The organism is Desulfoluna sp. CLI2B (assembly GCF_056847375.1).
On record NZ_CP186557.1, the window covers coordinates 4,398,159 to 4,415,654 of the forward strand.

The 17,496-nt window shown below is 59.3% G+C and carries 15 protein-coding genes and 2 pseudogenes; 7 read left to right on the plus strand and 10 right to left on the minus strand.

The window, feature by feature from the left end; genetic code table 11:
• Window positions 1-66: 66 nt before the first annotated feature.
• Window positions 67-255: a hypothetical protein gene (locus ACOYW2_RS20465; protein ID WP_482417840.1), complete on the minus strand. Its 189-nt coding sequence runs from the start codon at window positions 253-255 to the stop codon at window positions 67-69.
• A 426-nt stretch (window positions 256-681) separates the two neighbouring features.
• On the opposite strand from ACOYW2_RS20465, the gene ACOYW2_RS20470 reads away from it, so the two are divergent.
• The 4 genes from ACOYW2_RS20470 to ACOYW2_RS20485 all read left to right on the plus strand — a co-directional run bounded on the left by ACOYW2_RS20470 (window position 682) and on the right by ACOYW2_RS20485 (window position 3,940).
• Window positions 682-1,659 (plus strand): 4Fe-4S dicluster domain-containing protein, encoded by a 978-nt coding sequence (locus tag ACOYW2_RS20470; RefSeq protein WP_482767778.1) that lies wholly within the window; start codon window positions 682-684, stop codon window positions 1,657-1,659.
• The gene (locus ACOYW2_RS20475) at window positions 1,656-2,099 is read left to right on the plus strand and encodes a hypothetical protein (RefSeq protein WP_482767780.1); all 444 of its coding nucleotides are present in this window, start codon (window positions 1,656-1,658) and stop codon (window positions 2,097-2,099) included. The genes ACOYW2_RS20470 and ACOYW2_RS20475 overlap by 4 nt, the downstream gene beginning before the upstream one ends.
• Window positions 2,100-2,931: 832 nt before the next feature.
• On the plus strand, window positions 2,932-3,693 hold the full coding sequence (locus ACOYW2_RS20480; RefSeq protein ID WP_482767781.1) for an RNA polymerase sigma factor: 762 nt from the start codon (window positions 2,932-2,934) through the stop codon (window positions 3,691-3,693).
• Window positions 3,668-3,940: an anti-sigma factor family protein gene (locus ACOYW2_RS20485; protein WP_482767782.1), complete on the plus strand. Its 273-nt coding sequence runs from the start codon at window positions 3,668-3,670 to the stop codon at window positions 3,938-3,940. Before ACOYW2_RS20480 ends, ACOYW2_RS20485 begins: the two co-directional genes overlap by 26 nt.
• Window positions 3,941-4,061: 121 nt before the next feature.
• On the opposite strand, the gene ACOYW2_RS20490 is transcribed toward ACOYW2_RS20485, so the two are convergent.
• Complete coding sequence (locus ACOYW2_RS20490) at window positions 4,062-4,631, minus strand: hypothetical protein (RefSeq protein WP_482767783.1); 570 nt, start codon at window positions 4,629-4,631, stop codon at window positions 4,062-4,064.
• 507 nt (window positions 4,632-5,138) lie between these two features.
• Here ACOYW2_RS20490 and ACOYW2_RS20495 point away from each other — a divergent pair.
• The 3 genes and pseudogenes from ACOYW2_RS20495 to ACOYW2_RS20505 all read left to right on the plus strand — a co-directional run bounded on the left by ACOYW2_RS20495 (window position 5,139) and on the right by ACOYW2_RS20505 (window position 8,120).
• Window positions 5,139-6,008: pseudogene (locus tag ACOYW2_RS20495) on the plus strand (Hsp33 family molecular chaperone HslO).
• A gap of 194 nt (window positions 6,009-6,202) precedes the next feature.
• Window positions 6,203-7,381, plus strand: a complete 1,179-nt coding sequence (locus ACOYW2_RS20500; protein WP_482767784.1) for an exo-beta-N-acetylmuramidase NamZ family protein — start codon at window positions 6,203-6,205, stop codon at window positions 7,379-7,381.
• Window positions 7,382-7,394: 13 nt separating this feature from the next.
• Window positions 7,395-8,120 carry an RNase H family protein gene (locus tag ACOYW2_RS20505; RefSeq protein WP_482767785.1) on the plus strand — a complete coding sequence of 242 codons (726 nt, stop codon included), beginning with the start codon at window positions 7,395-7,397 and terminating at the stop codon, window positions 8,118-8,120.
• 198 nt (window positions 8,121-8,318) lie between these two features.
• Here ACOYW2_RS20505 and ACOYW2_RS20510 read toward each other — a convergent pair whose 3' ends face one another.
• The 8 genes and pseudogenes from ACOYW2_RS20510 to resB all read right to left on the minus strand — a co-directional run bounded on the left by ACOYW2_RS20510 (window position 8,319) and on the right by resB (window position 17,399).
• Window positions 8,319-8,897, minus strand: coding sequence for a hypothetical protein (locus tag ACOYW2_RS20510; RefSeq protein ID WP_482767786.1), 579 nt, complete (start codon window positions 8,895-8,897; stop codon window positions 8,319-8,321).
• 240 nt (window positions 8,898-9,137) lie between these two features.
• The gene (locus ACOYW2_RS20515) at window positions 9,138-9,293 is read right to left on the minus strand and encodes a hypothetical protein (RefSeq protein ID WP_180139201.1); all 156 of its coding nucleotides are present in this window, start codon (window positions 9,291-9,293) and stop codon (window positions 9,138-9,140) included.
• Between the two features lie 60 nt (window positions 9,294-9,353).
• A pseudogene (gene qrcD, locus ACOYW2_RS20520) lies at window positions 9,354-10,581 on the minus strand (menaquinone reductase integral membrane subunit QrcD).
• Between the two features lie 110 nt (window positions 10,582-10,691).
• Entirely contained in the window at window positions 10,692-11,513 is an 822-nt protein-coding gene (gene qrcC, locus ACOYW2_RS20525) for a menaquinone reductase iron-sulfur cluster-binding subunit QrcC (RefSeq protein ID WP_180139194.1), read from the minus strand.
• A 60-nt stretch (window positions 11,514-11,573) separates the two neighbouring features.
• Window positions 11,574-13,676, minus strand: a complete 2,103-nt coding sequence (gene qrcB / locus ACOYW2_RS20530) for a menaquinone reductase molybdopterin-binding-like subunit QrcB (RefSeq protein ID WP_482767787.1) — start codon at window positions 13,674-13,676, stop codon at window positions 11,574-11,576.
• Between the two features lie 56 nt (window positions 13,677-13,732).
• Window positions 13,733-14,308, minus strand: coding sequence for a menaquinone reductase multiheme cytochrome c subunit QrcA (gene qrcA, locus ACOYW2_RS20535; RefSeq protein WP_482767788.1), 576 nt, complete (start codon window positions 14,306-14,308; stop codon window positions 13,733-13,735).
• Between the two features lie 857 nt (window positions 14,309-15,165).
• Window positions 15,166-16,008: a c-type cytochrome biogenesis protein CcsB gene (ccsB, locus tag ACOYW2_RS20540; RefSeq protein ID WP_482417851.1), complete on the minus strand. Its 843-nt coding sequence runs from the start codon at window positions 16,006-16,008 to the stop codon at window positions 15,166-15,168.
• Entirely contained in the window at window positions 16,005-17,399 is a 1,395-nt protein-coding gene (resB, locus tag ACOYW2_RS20545; RefSeq protein ID WP_482767789.1) for a cytochrome c biogenesis protein ResB, read from the minus strand. The genes ccsB and resB overlap by 4 nt, the downstream gene beginning before the upstream one ends.
• Window positions 17,400-17,496 lie beyond the last annotated feature (97 nt).

Genomic DNA, 17,496 nt, shown 5'->3' on the forward strand with positions numbered 1-17,496 from the left:
CAGGAGACCTTCCAAGGCGTCAGGGAAACTGGGTTTCAAGGACCCGGCCAGCCAGGCCCCCAAGGATCACAGCAGGGCATTGTGGGAGAGGTCGATCGTGGTGACCGGCTTGTGCTTGCTGCGCCATTTACCGACGCGCTGCCACTGCTCCCGCTTCTCCTCTTGCGTCCTGCGCTCAACACCCTTCCACGTGCCGGATTCCACGCGACGCCTGTCCTGGGCGGAGCGGTTGACCATCGTCTGTTTGTGTTTCATCCCATTCCCCCTTTCCCGTGCACGAAAGACCTTCATCACCATGCAACCGGGGGTACCGGAGCGACAGTGCATTTGCCTCGGGTGGGCACCTGTGCACCGCTGCCGCCCCTCGTTGGTCGTGGGCCGGTGACGGACATGGAAGAGATCAAAAAAACATCGCGGCCGGAAATCAAACGGAAAAAGAGAGAGAAAGGGAAAAGGCACTCATGGAGAGTGAAAGCAAGGGGTGAGGCGGCGCATCCATGTCCGTGTCACCTGCTACTATACTACGACGATAGAAAAATCCTGTCAAAGGGATGCACATGTTGTAACCCTTTTCCTGAAAGCGTCTCTTTAAGGGCATGGACCATGAATGGCGACGTCTCCGGGGATTTGCCCGGAGGCTTGTGTGCCCAACCCGGTGAACCCCGTACATGAAGGACACCCATGAACCCGACTTTATCACGACGCGCGTTTCTCAAGGGGAGCGTTGCCAGCGCAGCCACGGCGGTAACGGCAGCAGCCCTGCCCGCACGGGCTGAGGCCGCAGACCCCGAGGGCTACCTCACCACCCTGCTGGACCTTTCCAGGTGCGTGGGATGCGGTGAATGTGTCATGGCCTGCAAAGAGGCCCACGAAGAGGACTTTCCCCAGCCCCAAAAGCCCTTTCCCGCCATGCATCCCAGCCGCGTGCCGGTGGAGGACTTCAGCGATGAACAGGATGAGGAGGGGCGCCTCAGCCCGTACAACTGGCTCACCATCCAGGAGGCCGAGGTCACCGTAAACGGCGAAGAGCAGACCCTTTACATCCCCAGGCGCTGCATGCACTGCATCAACCCGCCCTGCGTAAAGCTCTGCCCCTGGGGCGCGGCGGTCCAAGAAAAAAACGGGCTCTCCCACATCAACGACGCCCTCTGCCTAGGGGGCGCCAAATGCCGCAAAGCCTGCCCCTGGCACATCCCCCAGCGCCAGACCGGGGTCGGGCCCTACCTGAATCTTTTGCCCTCCCTTGCCGGGAACGGGGTGATGTACAAGTGCGACCGCTGCCACACCCGGCTCAAAGACGGAAAAGAGCCCGCCTGCATCGAGGCCTGCCCCGAAGGGGTACAGAGCATCGGACCAAGGGACGAAATGATCGCAAAGGCCAGGGCCCTTGCAAAGGAGATGAACGGGTACATCTACGGCCTGGACGAAAACGGGGGGACCACCACCCTCTACGTCTCCCCCGTCCCCTTTGAGACCCTGAACAGCGCCGTGGACCAGGGCCCGGGCCTGCCCGACCTCGCCCCCCACGGCAACAGCATGGCCCTGGCGGAAAACGCGGGGGCGGCCATGCTCCTGGCCCCCCTGGCGGGCTTTGCAGCGGCCGCAGGGCGCGTCTTTCTGAAGCTCAAAAAAGCCGCAAAGGAGGAGAAAGCCCCATGAACCCATTGTTCCGCACCCTCTTTCGGGTCAACATGCTCTTTCTTGCCTTAAGCGGCGTGGGCCACATGCCCATCTTCAAGCGGTACTACATCGCCGACATCCCGGGCTTCGGCTGGCTGGCAGAGTTCCATATCACCCTGGCCGTCCACTACCTCACCGCCGCCCTCTTCCTGGCCATGGCCGCCTGGCTCGTCACCACGCACCTCCTGGAAAAAGGCGGCCCCCTCACCCCCGCCGCACGGGTGAAAACAGGCTTATATGCGGCCATCATCGCCTCGGGGGGCCTTCTGGTGATCAAAAACCTTAAAGGGGTCTACATGCCGGCGGCTGCCATCACCACCCTGGACCTCATCCACCTTTTCGGGGCCTTTGCCTTGGGTGTTGCCGCCCTTGTGGCCGCCATCAAAGGCACGGGATGGATCAGGTCCGCCGAAGGATAACGGAGAAAATGCCTTCTATGGTTAAAACCGGTTTAAAAAGCAGGCCTCCGGCGGCAAGGTGGGGGCACCTTGAAACCCTATGGCGAATGCATGAAGGCAACCATTTCGCGACAGGTTTCGGGGCATTCGCGTGATGTGTGACATCTGGCAACCGTCTTTGCAGGAGAGGCCCATTTCATTCTTCTAAAAACACGATACAGAAGGTTTGATAAAAAGGTCGTAGAGGCACAACCCTTGGCCGCCGGCAGTGCGGTTAAATCCACAATGGACAAGTTGCAACAACGTATCCTGTTACGTCGAAGCTTGTGAGCCAACCCGCATAAACCATCGGCGTTTATGTCGGGCGAAGCCCGAGCCGAAGGCGCGTGCGCATTTTCCTGAGGAACGAAGGAAAATGCGCACGCGCAATCAGTTTTCGAGGTGACTCACCTCGCCGCCGGAGGCACGCTTTTTGCCGGTCACTTTAATTATAGAAGACAAACTGAATCGTTACGTTTATTCGCTGTCCAACGTCCGGACTTTGCGATAATCTGAACCATGAAACACCAAGCCCGGATATTTCACGAGTCGGGTGCACCCATATTCAAGGCATCAGAGCTGCAGATGTAGTGGTTTACCTCAAAGCTCTGATAACGCAGAAGATGGGTGCACTCGGCTCGCCCGAAGGGTGAGAAAATCAAACAGCAAACGCTGATTTACATTTTACATTCTAAAAACAGCTGACACTTTTTTTGTAGCCATCCGAAATCATATCATTTTCCTTTCTGATGGTTGTTTTCTCATGAAATATCAGGGCACGGGGACTTTGCCCCTTAAAAGAAGGAGTATCATCATGAACGCACTGCTTGCCATGGGACTCATCGTCGTGATCTGGATCGCCCTCCAGGTCTGGATCCTGCCTGAGAATGGGGATCACATGCCTGATGAGCAACCTGTGCCATGTGAAGGAAGAGGTTCGACACCAATGGGAAGGGACGCAAACCGGGTGCCTGACATCACGGACCAGGATACGGAGCTCATCACGGCCATCCAGAACGGGGCCGCAGAGAGATTTGAAGAGCTGGTGACGCGGTACGAAGGAAAGCTCTACAACTTCGGGCTCCGCATCTGCAAGGACGCCTCCGACGCCGAAGACCTTGCCCAGGAGACCTTCATCAACATCTTCCGGTATATCAAAGAGTTTCGGCAGGAGACAAAGTTCAAAAACTGGATGTACCGCATCGCCACCAGTGTCTGCCATCGCATGAGGCGCCGGTCCAAATACGCCCCGGAGCGGGAACTCTCGCTTGATGAGTTCCTGCCCGCTGACCACGCCGACATTGACACGGAGCTGCCGGAATGGGCGGCCATGCCCATCCGCCAGGTATTGAACCGGGAGCTGGGGGAGCACCTCAAGGCATCGGTGAAAGAGCTGCCCCCCCAGTATCGGCTGGTTCTGGTCTTACGGGACATGGAGGGATTCTCCACAGACGAGGCCGCCGAGATCCTGGGCATCACGCCCGCCAACGTCAAGGTGCGGCTCCACCGCGCCCGTCTCTTCCTGCGGGAAGAATTAAAGGGGTATTTCCATGACAACCAACCACACACACCATGATCACGAAGCGTGCCTGAAGCTGTTTGCCAAACTCTCGGAATACATCGACGGGGAGACCGATGAGGTCACCTGCGAGGCGATCCGTGCCCACGCTAGAAGCACTGCCCCCTGCTGCACCACGTGCCTGGAGACCCTGAAACGGACCGTTGGATTCTGCGAAGAGGTGGGGGAGGAGCCGGTCCCCCCCGGGTTTTCCCAAAGGCTGAGGAAGGCCCTAAACAACATGCCCCACGGCAGTATGCCCTAAGGCGTAAAAAAAGCCCCCGGCGGTCCTGCCGAGGGCCAAACGTTCAAAATATCTGACAAACAGGCCTTAACACAGCCTTTCCAAGCCCCGCCGGAGGCAACCTGAAGGGTGCTCGCCGGTTTTAGAAAACGAATACGGCCACGGGAACCACGGCGGCTGCCGTGGCAACGGCGCCTGCGGTCTCGTGGTCTTCATCGGCGGCTCCCAGGCCTGCGGCCAGCACCAGGGCTGCCGTGGCCAGGTACCCGGCCCCTGCATGGATGTTCTCACGTGTCCATCCATCCCTGAAGTTGATCCCCCCGCCGTAGGCTATATGGCCGGAGGTACCCGCAGCCACGCCGCAGAGGGCGGCGCTGGCCCCGCTGATCTTGTGAAAGGTGGAGTCATCCCCCGAGGCCACAGCCATGATGGTAAGGGCAATGGCCCCGTAGCCTGTGATGCGGTGGGTCTGATAAACATCGGGCATGTAAAAAAGCGGGGTGGCGTATCGGTCCTGATAGGTGTCCAGCTCCGCGTCCTCGGGGTAAAGCTGGTCTTCCTGGTAGGTAACGTCGTCGGACGGCTTCATGTAATCGGGGGTCTGATTCCAGCCCGCGGACACGGGACCGGCCCACCCAAGCACCATGCCAGCCAGCACCATCCACACCAGGCACCTGCGCCCCATCCAAAGCATCCCTTTCTTCATCAGCATCCTTGCTCCTTTTCCCCCGAAAAGGGGGACATTGCCACGGCCTGGGCCGTGCTGTTCCATCCGTGAACGAAAACACTTTTTATCCTGAACGCACCGGCAGTTGAAGGCGTGCCGGTCGTTCCGGGTCTTGCCTACTTTTTTCAATCTGTGCCACGGGAAATCTCGGAAACGATGTCATGAAATTTATCCCTGATAGGGATTCTATCGGACACCGCCCAAGGGAGGTTTAATCGATTTTCCGGCCCGTGCCCTCCCGGCCCATCCGTCGCATTCTTCCCTCCGGGAGGGACGGCTGTGTCCCACGGGGGCCTTTTTTGTGGCATTCCCGATTCACCTGTATTATATAACGGGCTGCAATTCGGATGGAAATTCACGAACAACGGAAAAACACGGCGTCGCCCGCCACCGAAAGGGGCGATGCGAAATACCATAGAAAAAGAGATGATCAAGAAAAAACCATACGGCGCCAACGCCAAAGAGCAGCTCAAGGCCAGCGCACGGGACAAAATGTACCGTTTTCTCCTGGCCGACGACACCGTCCGCGGTGTCTTTGTCCATGGAACCCGCATGATCAACGAAATGCGCGGCAACTTCGACCTGGGGATCCTGGAGACCTACATCCTCGGCCACGCCTACCTGGGGTGCACCCTCATGAGCGCCAACTTAAAGGGCGGGGACCGCATCGGCCTCTCCCTGGACGGCACCGGACCGGCCAAAGGCCTCTCCGTGGAAGCCAACGCTTACGGCGAGGTGCGCGGATTCCTCAAAAAGAGCCCCATCCCGGTGAAGGCCCCCCTGGAGAGCCTTTCCATGTCCCCCTTCCTCGGCGCGGGCATGCTCACCGTCACCAAGGTCATCGAGGGGATGAAGCAGCCTTACACCGGCCAGGTGGCCCTGGAGTACGGCAACATCGCCGAAGACCTGGCCAACTACTGCTTCACCTCTGAGCAGACCCCCACGGTCTTCAACCTCAGCATCAACTTCGACCAGGACGGCGAGGTGGTGGGAGCAGGAGGCCTCTTCCTGCAGGTGATGCCCGGAGCCCCTGAGGAGACCGACAAGAAAATCGAAGAGCTCATGGCCTCTTTCCCTCCCCCGGGGACATCGCCGGCGAGCAGACGCAGAAGAGGTCATTGAAACAAGTTTTCCGAACTCTCGCCCAAGCTCCTTGGGAGCCACCGCGTGGAGTTCTTCTGCCGCTGCTCCGAAAAGGCCTTTGCAGGGCACCTTGCCATGCTCCCCAAAAAGGACCTGGCCGCCATCGCCAACGAAGGCCCCTTTCCCGTGGAACTTCGGTGCCACAACTGCAACAGCGTCTACCACTTCTCCAAAGAGGAGATCACGGAGATCCTGAATAAGAAAAAGGCTAAAGGCTAAAGGCTAAAAAGCATGGAATGGCTGTGCTCCGTCAATCAATAAAAAATGCCGGGCACAGGCCATCCCACCAAAGGGTCAACCGTCTCAACATGTGCGTCTCCCCTTCGCCAACCTCGGCGCTATGACCGGTCAGCGGCTGTGATCAAACCCGGGGAACGAGGGGCTGAGAGCAACAGCAAACCCGGGAGTCTTTATTGTCACGCGTCATCACCGGTCTTGAACACCTTCTGGAATCACCGCCTGCCTGGGCGCGGAAGGGCAAACTGGCCCTTCTGGCCAACCCTGCGTCGGTGGGCCCTTCGTACCGCCACGCCCGCGACCTCATGGCCGAGGCCCTGCCGGGGAGCCTGGGGGCTCTTTTCTCTCCCCAGCACGGTTTTTTTGCCGACAAGCAGGACAACATGATCGAATCGGGCCATGGGCTCGACCCGGTCACCGGAGTGCCGGTCTTCAGCCTCTACGGCGAAACCCGCTGGCCCACGGACGAAATGCTTGAGGGCATCGACACGGTGGTGGTGGACATCCAGGATGTAGGCACCCGCGTCTACACCTTTATCTGGACCCTCACCTACATCATGGAGGCGGCGGCTGAAAAAGGCTTTCACGTGGCGGTCCTGGACCGGCCCAACCCCATCGGCGGGGTTAAGGTGGAAGGCAACCTCACCGAAGCGGCCTACACCTCCTTTGTGGGGCGCTACCCCATTCCCATGCGCCACGGCATGACCATGGGCGAACTGGCCTTGTTCTTCAACGAACGGTTCGGCATCGGCTGCGACCTCACCGTGGTGCCCATGAAGGGCTGGACCCGATCCATGCACTTCTACGACACCGGCCTTCCCTGGGTGCTGCCCTCCCCCAACATGCCCTGCGAAGAGGCGGCCCTGGTCTACCCCGGCCAGGTGATTTTGGAAGGCTGCAACCTCTCGGAAGGGCGGGGCACCACCCGGCCCTTTGAGCTCTTCGGCGCCCCCTACCTCGACACCACCAAACTCATAAACACTCTGGCCCCTGAAAGCCTTGAGGGCTGCGTCCTCAGGGAGACAGGCTTTGAGCCCACCTTCGGCAAATGGGCGGGTGAGCTCTGCAAGGGCTTTCAGATACACGTCACCGACCGGGAGCGTTTTGCCCCGTACCGCCTCAGCCTCGACATCATCCGGGCGGCCATGGCCAACCACCCCGATGAGTTTGCCTGGAAACAGCCCCCCTACGAATACGAATACGAAAAACTCCCCATGGACATGATCCTGGGATCTCGTACACTCAGGGAAAGCCTTGAAGCAGGAACGGCCATTGATAAACTGGAAGCACAGTGGCAGGATGGACTGGACGATTTCAGGAAGAGCCGGGAAGCCTTTTTGATCTACAACACCTGACGCGGAGCAGACCATGGCCAAACAGGACGATGAGGGCGCCCTCTGGAAACGCATGAGTTTCAAGGGCAACAAAGTGTGGGCGGAGGTGGATGAAGCCGAGGCGCTTCGCCTTGACGGCGGGCGTGTGCGCATCAAGTACAACCTCAAGCAGACCCATGAATACAAGGTCTATCCCGATACCCTGAAGTCCGACGCCCCGGAAAACCTCATCCCCAAAGGCGCCAAAAAGAAAAAAACAGAAGAGGAAAAAGCGCCCCCACAAAAAGGGGAGGTCAGCGTGCCTCCACCCCAGCGCCCCGGCCTTGTGCGCGAGGTGCCCCTGGAAGGGCTTTCCACCACCGAACCCGGCGTCATCCACATCTTCACCGACGGAGCCAGCTCCGGCAACCCCGGCCCCTCGGGCATCGGGGTCTTTTTTCGCTACGGGCCCCACGAGCGGGAGATCTCCCGGAACATCGGCCAGGGAACCAACAACATCGCCGAACTCGAAGCCATCCGCACCGCCCTCTCCGAAGTGAAAAAGCCCGAGCTTCCCGTGCGCATCTACACCGACTCCAGCTACGCCCTGGGCCTCATCGCCAAAGGCTGGAAAGCCCAGGCCAACCGGGAGCTGGTGGAAGAGATCCGCGCCCTCACCCGAAAGTTTTCAAACCTCGTCTTCGTCAAAGTCAAAGGCCACGCAGGCTTCCCCGAAAATGAAAGAGCCGACCAGCTGGCCACCTCCGCCATCAAAAACTAAAATACAGGGGCTACAGCCCCTGCACCCCAGGCTCGCGAATGCTCCAACCCTCGTCCCTCGGGTTGTCACATTCGCTGACGGGCTGCGCCCGTAATGGACGGGGTGTGTCTCAAAAACAAAAAAACGCAGGCGGTATTCACATGAATACCGCCTGCGCCTGGCCTTCAGGGACCTGTTTGTGGGGATAAGGAGGATTACTTAGAAGATGTAGGAGAGGTTGATGCCGCCGGAGACGGCAAAGTCATGGTCGACATTGGTGAAGTCTTCGTAGTCGCTGGTGTCCCTGACGTTGACCACGTAATCCAGGGCCACCTTGCTCCAGGAGTAGCCGATACCGAAGGAGGCCTGGGCACCGGAAAAATCCTTATCGGCTTTGACACTCACACCGCCGATGGTCCCGCCGTCGTACTCCCAGTTTTCGGTAAACACCCCGATACCGCCGAACACGTTGAACCCTTTATAGAAGTTGGTACCCAGAAGAAGCTGGAGATCGCCGCCGCTTACGTCCCATTTGGAGTCGTCATCATTTTCTGCTGCGTAAAACGCCCCTCGCAGGGCCACATGCTTGGTAAAACACGCGGTGCCCACAATGGCCCCCCCGTAGAATTCCTCGTCATGGCTGTTTACACTGGAGCTGTCGTCAGCAATGATCAGCCCGTAGGTTCCCACACCCAGCTTGAACTTGGTCCCGCTCTCTTCCGCCATGGCGTTTCCTGCGGTCATCATCATACATACGGCCACTGCCAACCCTGCAACTGCTCGAACTGCTTTTTTCATCGTGATACTCCTAAAACATAAGTGGTACGTCAAAGCCTCAACAGAGGCGGTTTATTTCCTATCAACGGGTCGGAAGCTACCACAGGGCTGATGCATCAGGTATGATCTGCTTCACACCTCCAAAAAAAACGGAAAAAATGAGCATAAAAAACAGAGGCACCGCCATCAGACAACAAAAAAGGGGTTGATTTCAACCAAGAAATCAACCCCTTAAATACGATACCTTTATTTAAAAAAAGATCAGTGGCCGCCGCCCTTCCCTTCTTTTGTGTCCTTAAGGGCTTTAAAAATGCACCAGTTGAGCCCCACGGTGAGGATGATCAGCACGTACCACATCCCCCCGAAAAACAGGTAATGGCCCGCGTCCCAGACCCACTCCCAGACAAATGGAAACATGGCTCTCTCCTTTTCATGCCGGGGCCTGTGATAAAACCAAGGCCCCGGTCGGTTGGTCGTTTACGGTCTCTCGACAGGGTTGAGCTCTTTCTCCTGGGGAAACACCGGCAGGTACCGATAGGAAAGAGCAATGATCAGGATGGCCCCTGCCACGGGCAGGATGGTGGTGGCCCACTCCTGCCACGACGGAAAGTAGAGGACCCAGGAATCAAAGGTCATGACCGGCATGGCCATGGGCTGCATGACCATGACCCAGCGGTTCACGCACACCCCGATGACGGCCAGGGTCACGGCGACGATAAAGAGCCTGCTGTTCTGGCGCCACTCTTTTTTAAGGAGAATGGCCGCGGGCACGATGCCGCAGATCACCAGCTCAAGGATCAGGATCCAGATGCCGTGGTAGTTCTGGGAGTTGGTGTAGAACTCCATGAAGGTAAAGCCGGTCTTGGGCACGGTCACCACGGCCCACCAGATGGTGTCGGCGATCTTGGCCACCATGTAGGTGCCCAGCATCCAGCCGGAGATCTTGGCCAGAAGGTCGTAGACGTTGTCCTTGACCAGGCGCTTGCCCGTGATCTTCTCGGTGATCTTGCAGCAGAGCATGGTAAAGCAGGGACCGCAGGCCGCCGCAGACCAGGTGTAAGAAGAAGGTCCAGGGCCAGCAGCCCCCGCAGGCCGAAGGGGCGCCCGTAGAGCACGCCGGTAACGCCGCCCAAAGACCCCTGGTGGAAGCAGGAGAGAAAGGCGCCGGTGGCGGCAAAGACAGCCATCACCTCGTGCATGCGGTGGCCCAGGTTGTGAAAGAAGGGATTCTGGTCGATCTTTCGGTTCTCCAGCACCAGCGGCAGGTACTCAATGGCCAGCACCGACAGGTAGAGCGAAAGACAAAAAGCCACCTCCAGCCGACGTTGGCGTGCCAGAAAATAAACCACCCGCGCAAGGGCTGGCCGATGTCGATGGCCAAAATCAGCATGGCGGAGCAGTAGCAGCAGAAACCCACGATAACGGCAAAGTTGATGATGTTCTTCAGCTCGTCTTTCCCCACCACATAGCGGAGAAAGCCGGTGAAGAAGGCACCGCCTCCCACAGCGATAACCGCCAGGTCGGCCCAGATCCAGAGGGCAAACCCGTAGGAATCGTTCATGTTGGTCTGATTGAGGCCCTTGAACCAGCAGAGGTAGGCGGCATAAAGCCCCCAGACCACCAGCGCCGCCGGAATGACCAGACCAAGGGTAAACCGCTTGAGAGAGCAACGCTCAACACCTTCGGGTATCAAAGCAGAGTCCATAAATCCTTACCCCTCGCCGCCTCCACCTGTGTGCAGGCGGCCATTTAGAGATTTTTTAAAACGCCCGTGGCTGCCGGGCGTCTGTCTTGTCCTGATAGAAGCGGGCCTGATCAGTGGCCGCCCTTGCCCTCAAGGTGATAGGCTCCGGGTTTTCCGGTGGGCTCTTCGCTGCTCACGTAGTTGTCACCTGCCCGTCTCACCCACTCACGGCTGGAGAGGTAGTAGACCTTCGGGTTGGTGTGCAGGCGTTCAAGCAACCGGAATGCGCGCTTGTCTTTTTTCAGGGTGTACACGGCGTGGTCGGGGTTGTTCAGATCCCCGAAGGTGATGGCGCCGGAAGGACACGCCTGGGTGCACGCAGTCTGGTACTCCATCTCCTCCACGTCACGCTCTTCCAGATAGGCCTTCTCCTTGGCCAGCTGGTAACGGTGGAAGCAGAAGCTGCACTTCTCCACCACACCGCGCATACGCGGAGAGACGTCCGGAGAAAGGGACTCTTCCACCTTGGCTGGCCAGACCGGGTCCCACCAGTTGAAGTAACGGGCGTGATACGGGCAGGCCGCCATGCAGTACCGGCAGCCGAAGCAGCGGGTGTAGATCTGGCTGACAATGCCTGTGGAGTGGTCGTAGTCCGTGGCCGTGGCCGGGCAGACCGACACACAAGGAGAGTGACCGTCGTCGTGCTTGCCGCCACAATGCTGGCAGGGACGGGGGATATAGCAGATCTCGGTGTCGGGAAAATCCTTGCCGTTGGTGATGCGGTAGACCCGGATCCAGGTCGTGCTCAAAAGCTTGTCGCTTTCGTCTTTCCTGACGGGGACGTTGTTCTCGGCCGAGCAAGCCACCATGCAGGATCCGCACCCGGTGCACTTGTCGAGGTCGATGACCATGCCGAATTTCTTCGCCCTCGTATCGTTTGATTCCGTATTCATGAAAAACCTCGTATGAGATGGGTTTTCGTCAGTTGTTCACGAGCCGTTGCCGCCCTCAGGCTACCCCTTGGCCAGGGATGCCTTGGCGCCCCAGGTGCAGTTGAGCCCTGTGGCAGGGTCGGCCATGGTGCCGGAAAGGGCTGTGTAGCTCGCCCCCTTGCCCCCGATGTAATCGTCAAAGGCGGTATGCCCCAGGCCTGCGGCCAGGGCCACCACACCGGGCATCACCCCTTCGAAGAGGGTGACCACCACCTTGGCGCTGCCAAAGGGTGTGGACAGGGTGGCGGTGTCGCCGTCTTTGAGACCCGCCTGCCTGGCGGTCTTGGGGTGAAGCTCCACATGGGAGACCCCTTTGGTCAGCATCCGGTCCGAGATGGTCTTCATGGTGAACGGAGCGTCGGCCACGGGGCCGCTGGCAATGCGCAGGGACCACCTCGGCACCAGGGTGAAGGGAAGGCCGGAAGCCGCCCCTTCGGCAGCCAAGGCCACGGGTCCTTCGGGGATGACAAAGGTGAAGCGCTGGGAGGTGCCCAGGATGCGCTCAAGGCCTTTTTTCCAGGCGATGTCCCCCTGCCAGGTGCCTTCGTCGTAGAGGGTCTCCCACATCTCCCCGCAGCTCTCTTCGAGGTAGGTTTCGTAGTCGTCCCAGCCAAAGGAGTCGCTGCCGCCTTCCAGCTGAGCGCCCACGCTGATGAGCACGTCCCCTGTGTGCTTGGTATCCATCACCGGGTCGATGGCCGGCTGGGCCAGGTTGACGGTGGGTCGCTCCAGGCCCGCACGAACCGGCACATCCTGGAGTTTTTCCAGGTGGGTGTGGTCGGGCAGGATCAGATCCGCCATGGCCGCGGTCTCGTCCATGTAAGGAGAAAAGCTGACGATGGTGCCGATGGCGGCCAGGGACTCTTTTGCCTTGTCCGAGGTGGCCAGGGTGTAGAAGGGGTTGGTGCCCCAGTCCATGAGGAGCTCGGTCTTGCCGGGCTCGGTAAGCTCTGCGAGCTTGGCGCCCAGGTCGGCGGTTTCGGCGGTGGCCACGGCGTAGGGCAGGGCCCCCACCTTCACCAGGCCGCCGTCGCGCTGGACGGATCCTTTCAGGGCGTTCAGGGCAAAGACCGCCAGGGCCTCGGCAAGGCTCACGGGGGTCTCCCCTTTTCCGCGACCGCAGATGGCCACGGGACGGCGCGCCCCGGCAAAGGCCACGGCCACCTTTTTCACCATGGCAGGAGTGACCCCTGTCACGGCTTCGGCCTTCTCAGGCGCGTAGTTCTCAAGGAGCCAGGCGCTGAAGGCGTCGAACCCTTCGGTGGCCGTTGAGACAAAGATGTGATCGTAGAGTTTTTCCTGGACCATGGCAGCGGCCACGGAGAGGGCAAACACCCCTTCGGTGCCGGGCTTGGCAGGTACCCACATGTCGGCCATGGAGGCGGTGGTGGAGAGGTAGGATTCCACCTGGATCATCTTTTTGGAACCGGCGGTTTTGACCATGCGCACCGGAGCGCCCCACCCTTCGGCCACGGCGCTGCCGAGGCTCAGGATCAGGTCGGTGTTTTCCGTGTCAAAGCCCACGCCTTCCCCGGGCTTGCGGCCCATGGTCATGGCCATGGCCTGCTCCAGGGTGTCGTGAACAGACGGCAGGGTCAAAAAGCGGTCGGAACCCAGGGTGTCCAGCAGGCGCTGAAACAGGGCGGGAACGCTGCCGCTGCGGGAGGCCGACAGGGCGGCCACGCCCTTGCCGTCGGAGAGGCTGCCCAGCTTTTCCGCCAGCTGCGCTTCGGCCTCTTCCCAGGAAATGCGGTTCCATTTGCCCTCACCGCGCTTGCCGGCCCGCACCATGGGGCCCTCAATGCGCGAGGGGCCGTAGAGGAGCTGAGTGGCCGAGATGCCAATACCGCAGAGGTCACCGCTGTTCACGGCGCTCTCGGGGCTCCCTTCGATTTTCACCACACGTTCGCCCACCTTGCGCACCGCAAGGCTGCAGCCGCCGGGGCAGAGGGTGCACGCCCCACCGACGTAATAGTACTCTCCGGTCTCGGGAACCGGCGTCCAGGACCAATTCTGGGTCCAGATGGACACATCGTCCGTCAACTTCCAGGGAAGGGGAGAGAGCAGGGTACCGGCCGTGGCTCCCATTCCCAAAGCGAGAAAATGTCTCCTGTTGATCTTCATATGTGAATCACCCCTTGAAAGGATTGATCGTTCGCGTTGAAGCTAAAAAACAGCGTCTACTTGTGGCACTGGAAACAGGCACCTTTGCTGCCCATGGTCTCCTGATGACAGGCGCCGCAGTCGTCCATCTTCATGCGGTCCCAGCTGTTTTTCTTGATGCCGGCGATGTTCTTGCCCCAGATGTCCCGGCTGTAGCCGGTGATCCGGTTCTCTTCGTAAGGCTTCAGGCTCTCGGACTCGCCGATGTCCCCGTGGCACTCCGCACACTCCATCCCCGCCCCTTGCACATGGGCGGCGTGGGAGAAAAAGACACAGTCAGGCTGCTTGGAATAGATCTTCCAGGGCACCTCTTTGCCTTCGGCCACATATTCGTTGACGAAGGTCTCTTCGGCTTCAGTCTCGCCCTGCACCTCTTCGTGGCACTCCGCGCACTGCTCCAGGGTGGGAACCCCTGCAAAGGTTCCGTCTTCACGGAAGTAATGGCAGCTGTCGCAGTCCCCCACCTCATCGGCGTGGGTGACATGGCTGAAATCAAAGGGCTGCTCACTCTTGGAATAGAGAAGTTTGGGGAAAACGATCCACCCTATGGCAAGGCTTGCGGCCAGGCCCACGATAAAAAAGAGGGCTACCAATCCCGATTCCCCCTTTTTCTCCGGACCTCCGGGTGACCCCGTTTGCTCACGACCAGTCTGTTTTTCACCAGTTAGGCTCATGAAAACTCCACGTGTTAATTGTTTTAAGCACCAGATACCCGACCACCGGGTGGTTCAGGCATGCGCCGCGTCCTCGGATAGTTCAAAAAAAAGGGGCGCGGACATACAAAAAGCCCCTGGCCCCCTGTGATCTTACCGGGTGCTAACGGCTTTTTCCGAACCTGTGAACGGCAAGGCCGAAACCGAGAGCCGGAGCACGCATTGCACCGGCCTTGTCAAGCAGCCTTACCAGGTATAGCAAACCGGCATTCCCCCTTCGCCGGCCTTCACGCATTTGATTGCGTTTCTTATACGTGCTCATGCGTCCTTTTTCAAGCCATGGCAACCACGCCCGATGCCTCACGGCCCTGTCCGGAGCCCCACGGCGCAGCAACTAAGTACCTGCAGAAGAAACAGATTCAAGCGACACGACAGGCAAAAAGAAAACGGGTTTCAAAACGGGTCTGAGGTGGTCCGATGCAGCGGTCGCGTCACGCCGGTTCCCACTTGGGGACAACGGTTCGCTCCCGTCAGCCGTCCCGCCCACCCCGAAGAAACGTGCCAAGGACCTCCCGAAATTACTGCCATTTCACATGCATGAGGCTTTAAAACGCTGAAAATTCCTAGCCTCTTTATCGTAACGACGCCGCACGTGTCAATAAAAAGATCCTTATCGTTTCACAAAGCAAGAAAATGAAATCCCAACGGCTCCGGTGGGTTGTTCCCACCCCAAAAAAAAGAGCCGCCCCTCCCCTGACGGGAAAGGCGGCTCCGCTTCAATCCTTGATTGATCTCCCTTACATGCTGCCGTAGCTGTGAAGCCCGGGGAGAAAATTGACCCCGAAATAGGTAAACATCACGGCCATGAACCCGATGATGGAGATGACGGCGATCTTGGCCCCGCCCCAGCCCCGCATGTAGCGCAGGTGAAGCATGATGGCGTAAACGAACCAGGTGATCAGAGACCAGGTCTCTTTGGGGTCCCAGCTCCAGTAGGAGCCCCAGGCCGAGTTGGCCCACACCGCACCGGTGATGATACCCACCGTCAGGAACAGGAACCCGAACATCACGGTCTTCTGGATCAGCTCGTCCAGGACATACCCTTCCGGAAGCCGGGAAATCAGCCCCCCCTCCCGGATGGTTGTGCACTCCCTCACCAGGTACATCACCCCGATGCCGAAGGCCGTGGCAAATCCGGCATAGCCGAGAAAGCAGGTCACCACATGGGTGGTGAGCCAGTTGCTCTTCAGGGCCGGGATCAGCGGCTGAATCTTGTCGTTCACCGTGGGGGACAGGGAGGCGTAGGCCAGGGCCAAAAAGGCCAGGGGCATGGCAAAGGTGCTGATCATGTAATTTCGGTACCGCACCTCAATGACCAGGGAGATCACGGCGATGGTCAGGGCAAAAAAGACCAGGGACTCGTAGAGGTTGGACAAGGGGATGTGCCCGTACCCGTGCCCGTAGGACTCCACCCACCGAAGCAGGAACCCGGCCAGGTTGCCCAGGGCCCCCACCACGGCGATATACCGCGCGCTCCGTGCCGGTGCCTCCTTACCGAAGATCCACCCGGAGATGTACAAAACGGCGGAAAAGCCATAGACAAAAGTCACAATGGACAAAATCAGGGAACTGTTGTTCATCTCTCCACCTGCCTTTCAGGACTAATGGCCTCACGGTCGAGTTTTTCGGTCAAGCGGCGAAGCACCATCTCCATGCCCAGCCTGTTTTTGTTTGTGTTTCCATAGAGGGTCACGACCGACCCGGTGGAGGTCGGTTCCACAGCCACCATAAAGCCTTTGTGGCTCATGAAAAAGGTGATGTAGCACCCGGCGATGAGAAAGAGAAACCCGGCATACACCAGCCACACCCCGGGGTCCTTGGTCACCTGGAGCCCCGTGTAGTACCGCTGCGGAAAGTCCGCCACGGCAATTACCACATCCCCCTGCCGCATGCGGTCAAAACCGGGGGATTTCACCGGAAGGGCCAGGCGGGTGGCCTCTCCCTCCGCGCTCTCCAGAACGCCGAGCACAGCGCTCCCCATGGACCTGCCGTGGAACCTGTAGTTGTTCATGAAATGCATGGGCGTAAAGATCCCTAAGCCTTCAGGGATGGCGATGGGCTGCCCGAAATCACCATCAAGAGGGTAGCTCATGCCGCTGGCCTTGCTCGTAAAGGAGAAGGTGGCGGACTTCGGGGGCACCGTGCCGTAGCTGGCCTGGTAAAAACTGATGCCCCTGTAACGCAGGGGATCGTTCACCACAATCTGCTTTGAAAGGACCTCGGCCCCGCCCTCGGTCACCACGAGGTCGGACCGATACTCCTTGGGCGCACCCGTGTCGTAAAAAGAGACGGAAAAGGCATCGCATCGAAGTTCAAAGGGAAGGGGCATGGCCGCGTTGGAGCCGTTGAGCCTGACCACCTGGCTGCTCTCCCCTTCGGCCAGGTTCAGGGTCCCTTCGTACCCGAACAGGGAGCCCAGGAGCCCCCCCAGGAGGAGCAGCAGGACGGCGCCGTGGACCACATAAACCCCGAGGCGGGTCCAGCGGCCTTTTTCTGCAAAAAGATAGCGCGCATCCCCTTCGTCCACGGGGGTAAAGGTACCCATGGGCGCCTTGAGCTTTCCGGAGAGCACCCCGGCCACCTCGGAAGGGGACCCGGCCATGGGCAGGGTCTCCCCTTTGATGGCCTTGCGGTAGGCCTCCGGGTTGAGGCGCTGTGTCTTGCCGATGATCTTGAGCACGGCGGGCAGGCGATCCATGGAGCAGATCACCAGGTTGATCCCCAGCAGCAGCAGCAACAGCTGAAACCACCAGGAGTGGTACATATCGAAGATATCGAGGAACGACAGCACGCGGTACGCGGCCTCACCGAACCGATCCACGTAAACGGCGGGAGACGCGTTCTGGGGAATCACCGTTCCGATGATGGAGGTGACGGCCAGGAGCGTCAGCACGATGACGGAAAGCCGAACCGATGCAAAGACACCCCAGAGGGTGTCGACCAGCCCTTTTTCCACTTGTTGTTTGTTCATAGATCCCTTTCGGCGCACCATCTACGTGGTGCGTTTGTCAAAAGTCACAGCCGAAGGCTTTGAGCGACAATGAAGCGCCTTTGCCCCCTGCGGCCCC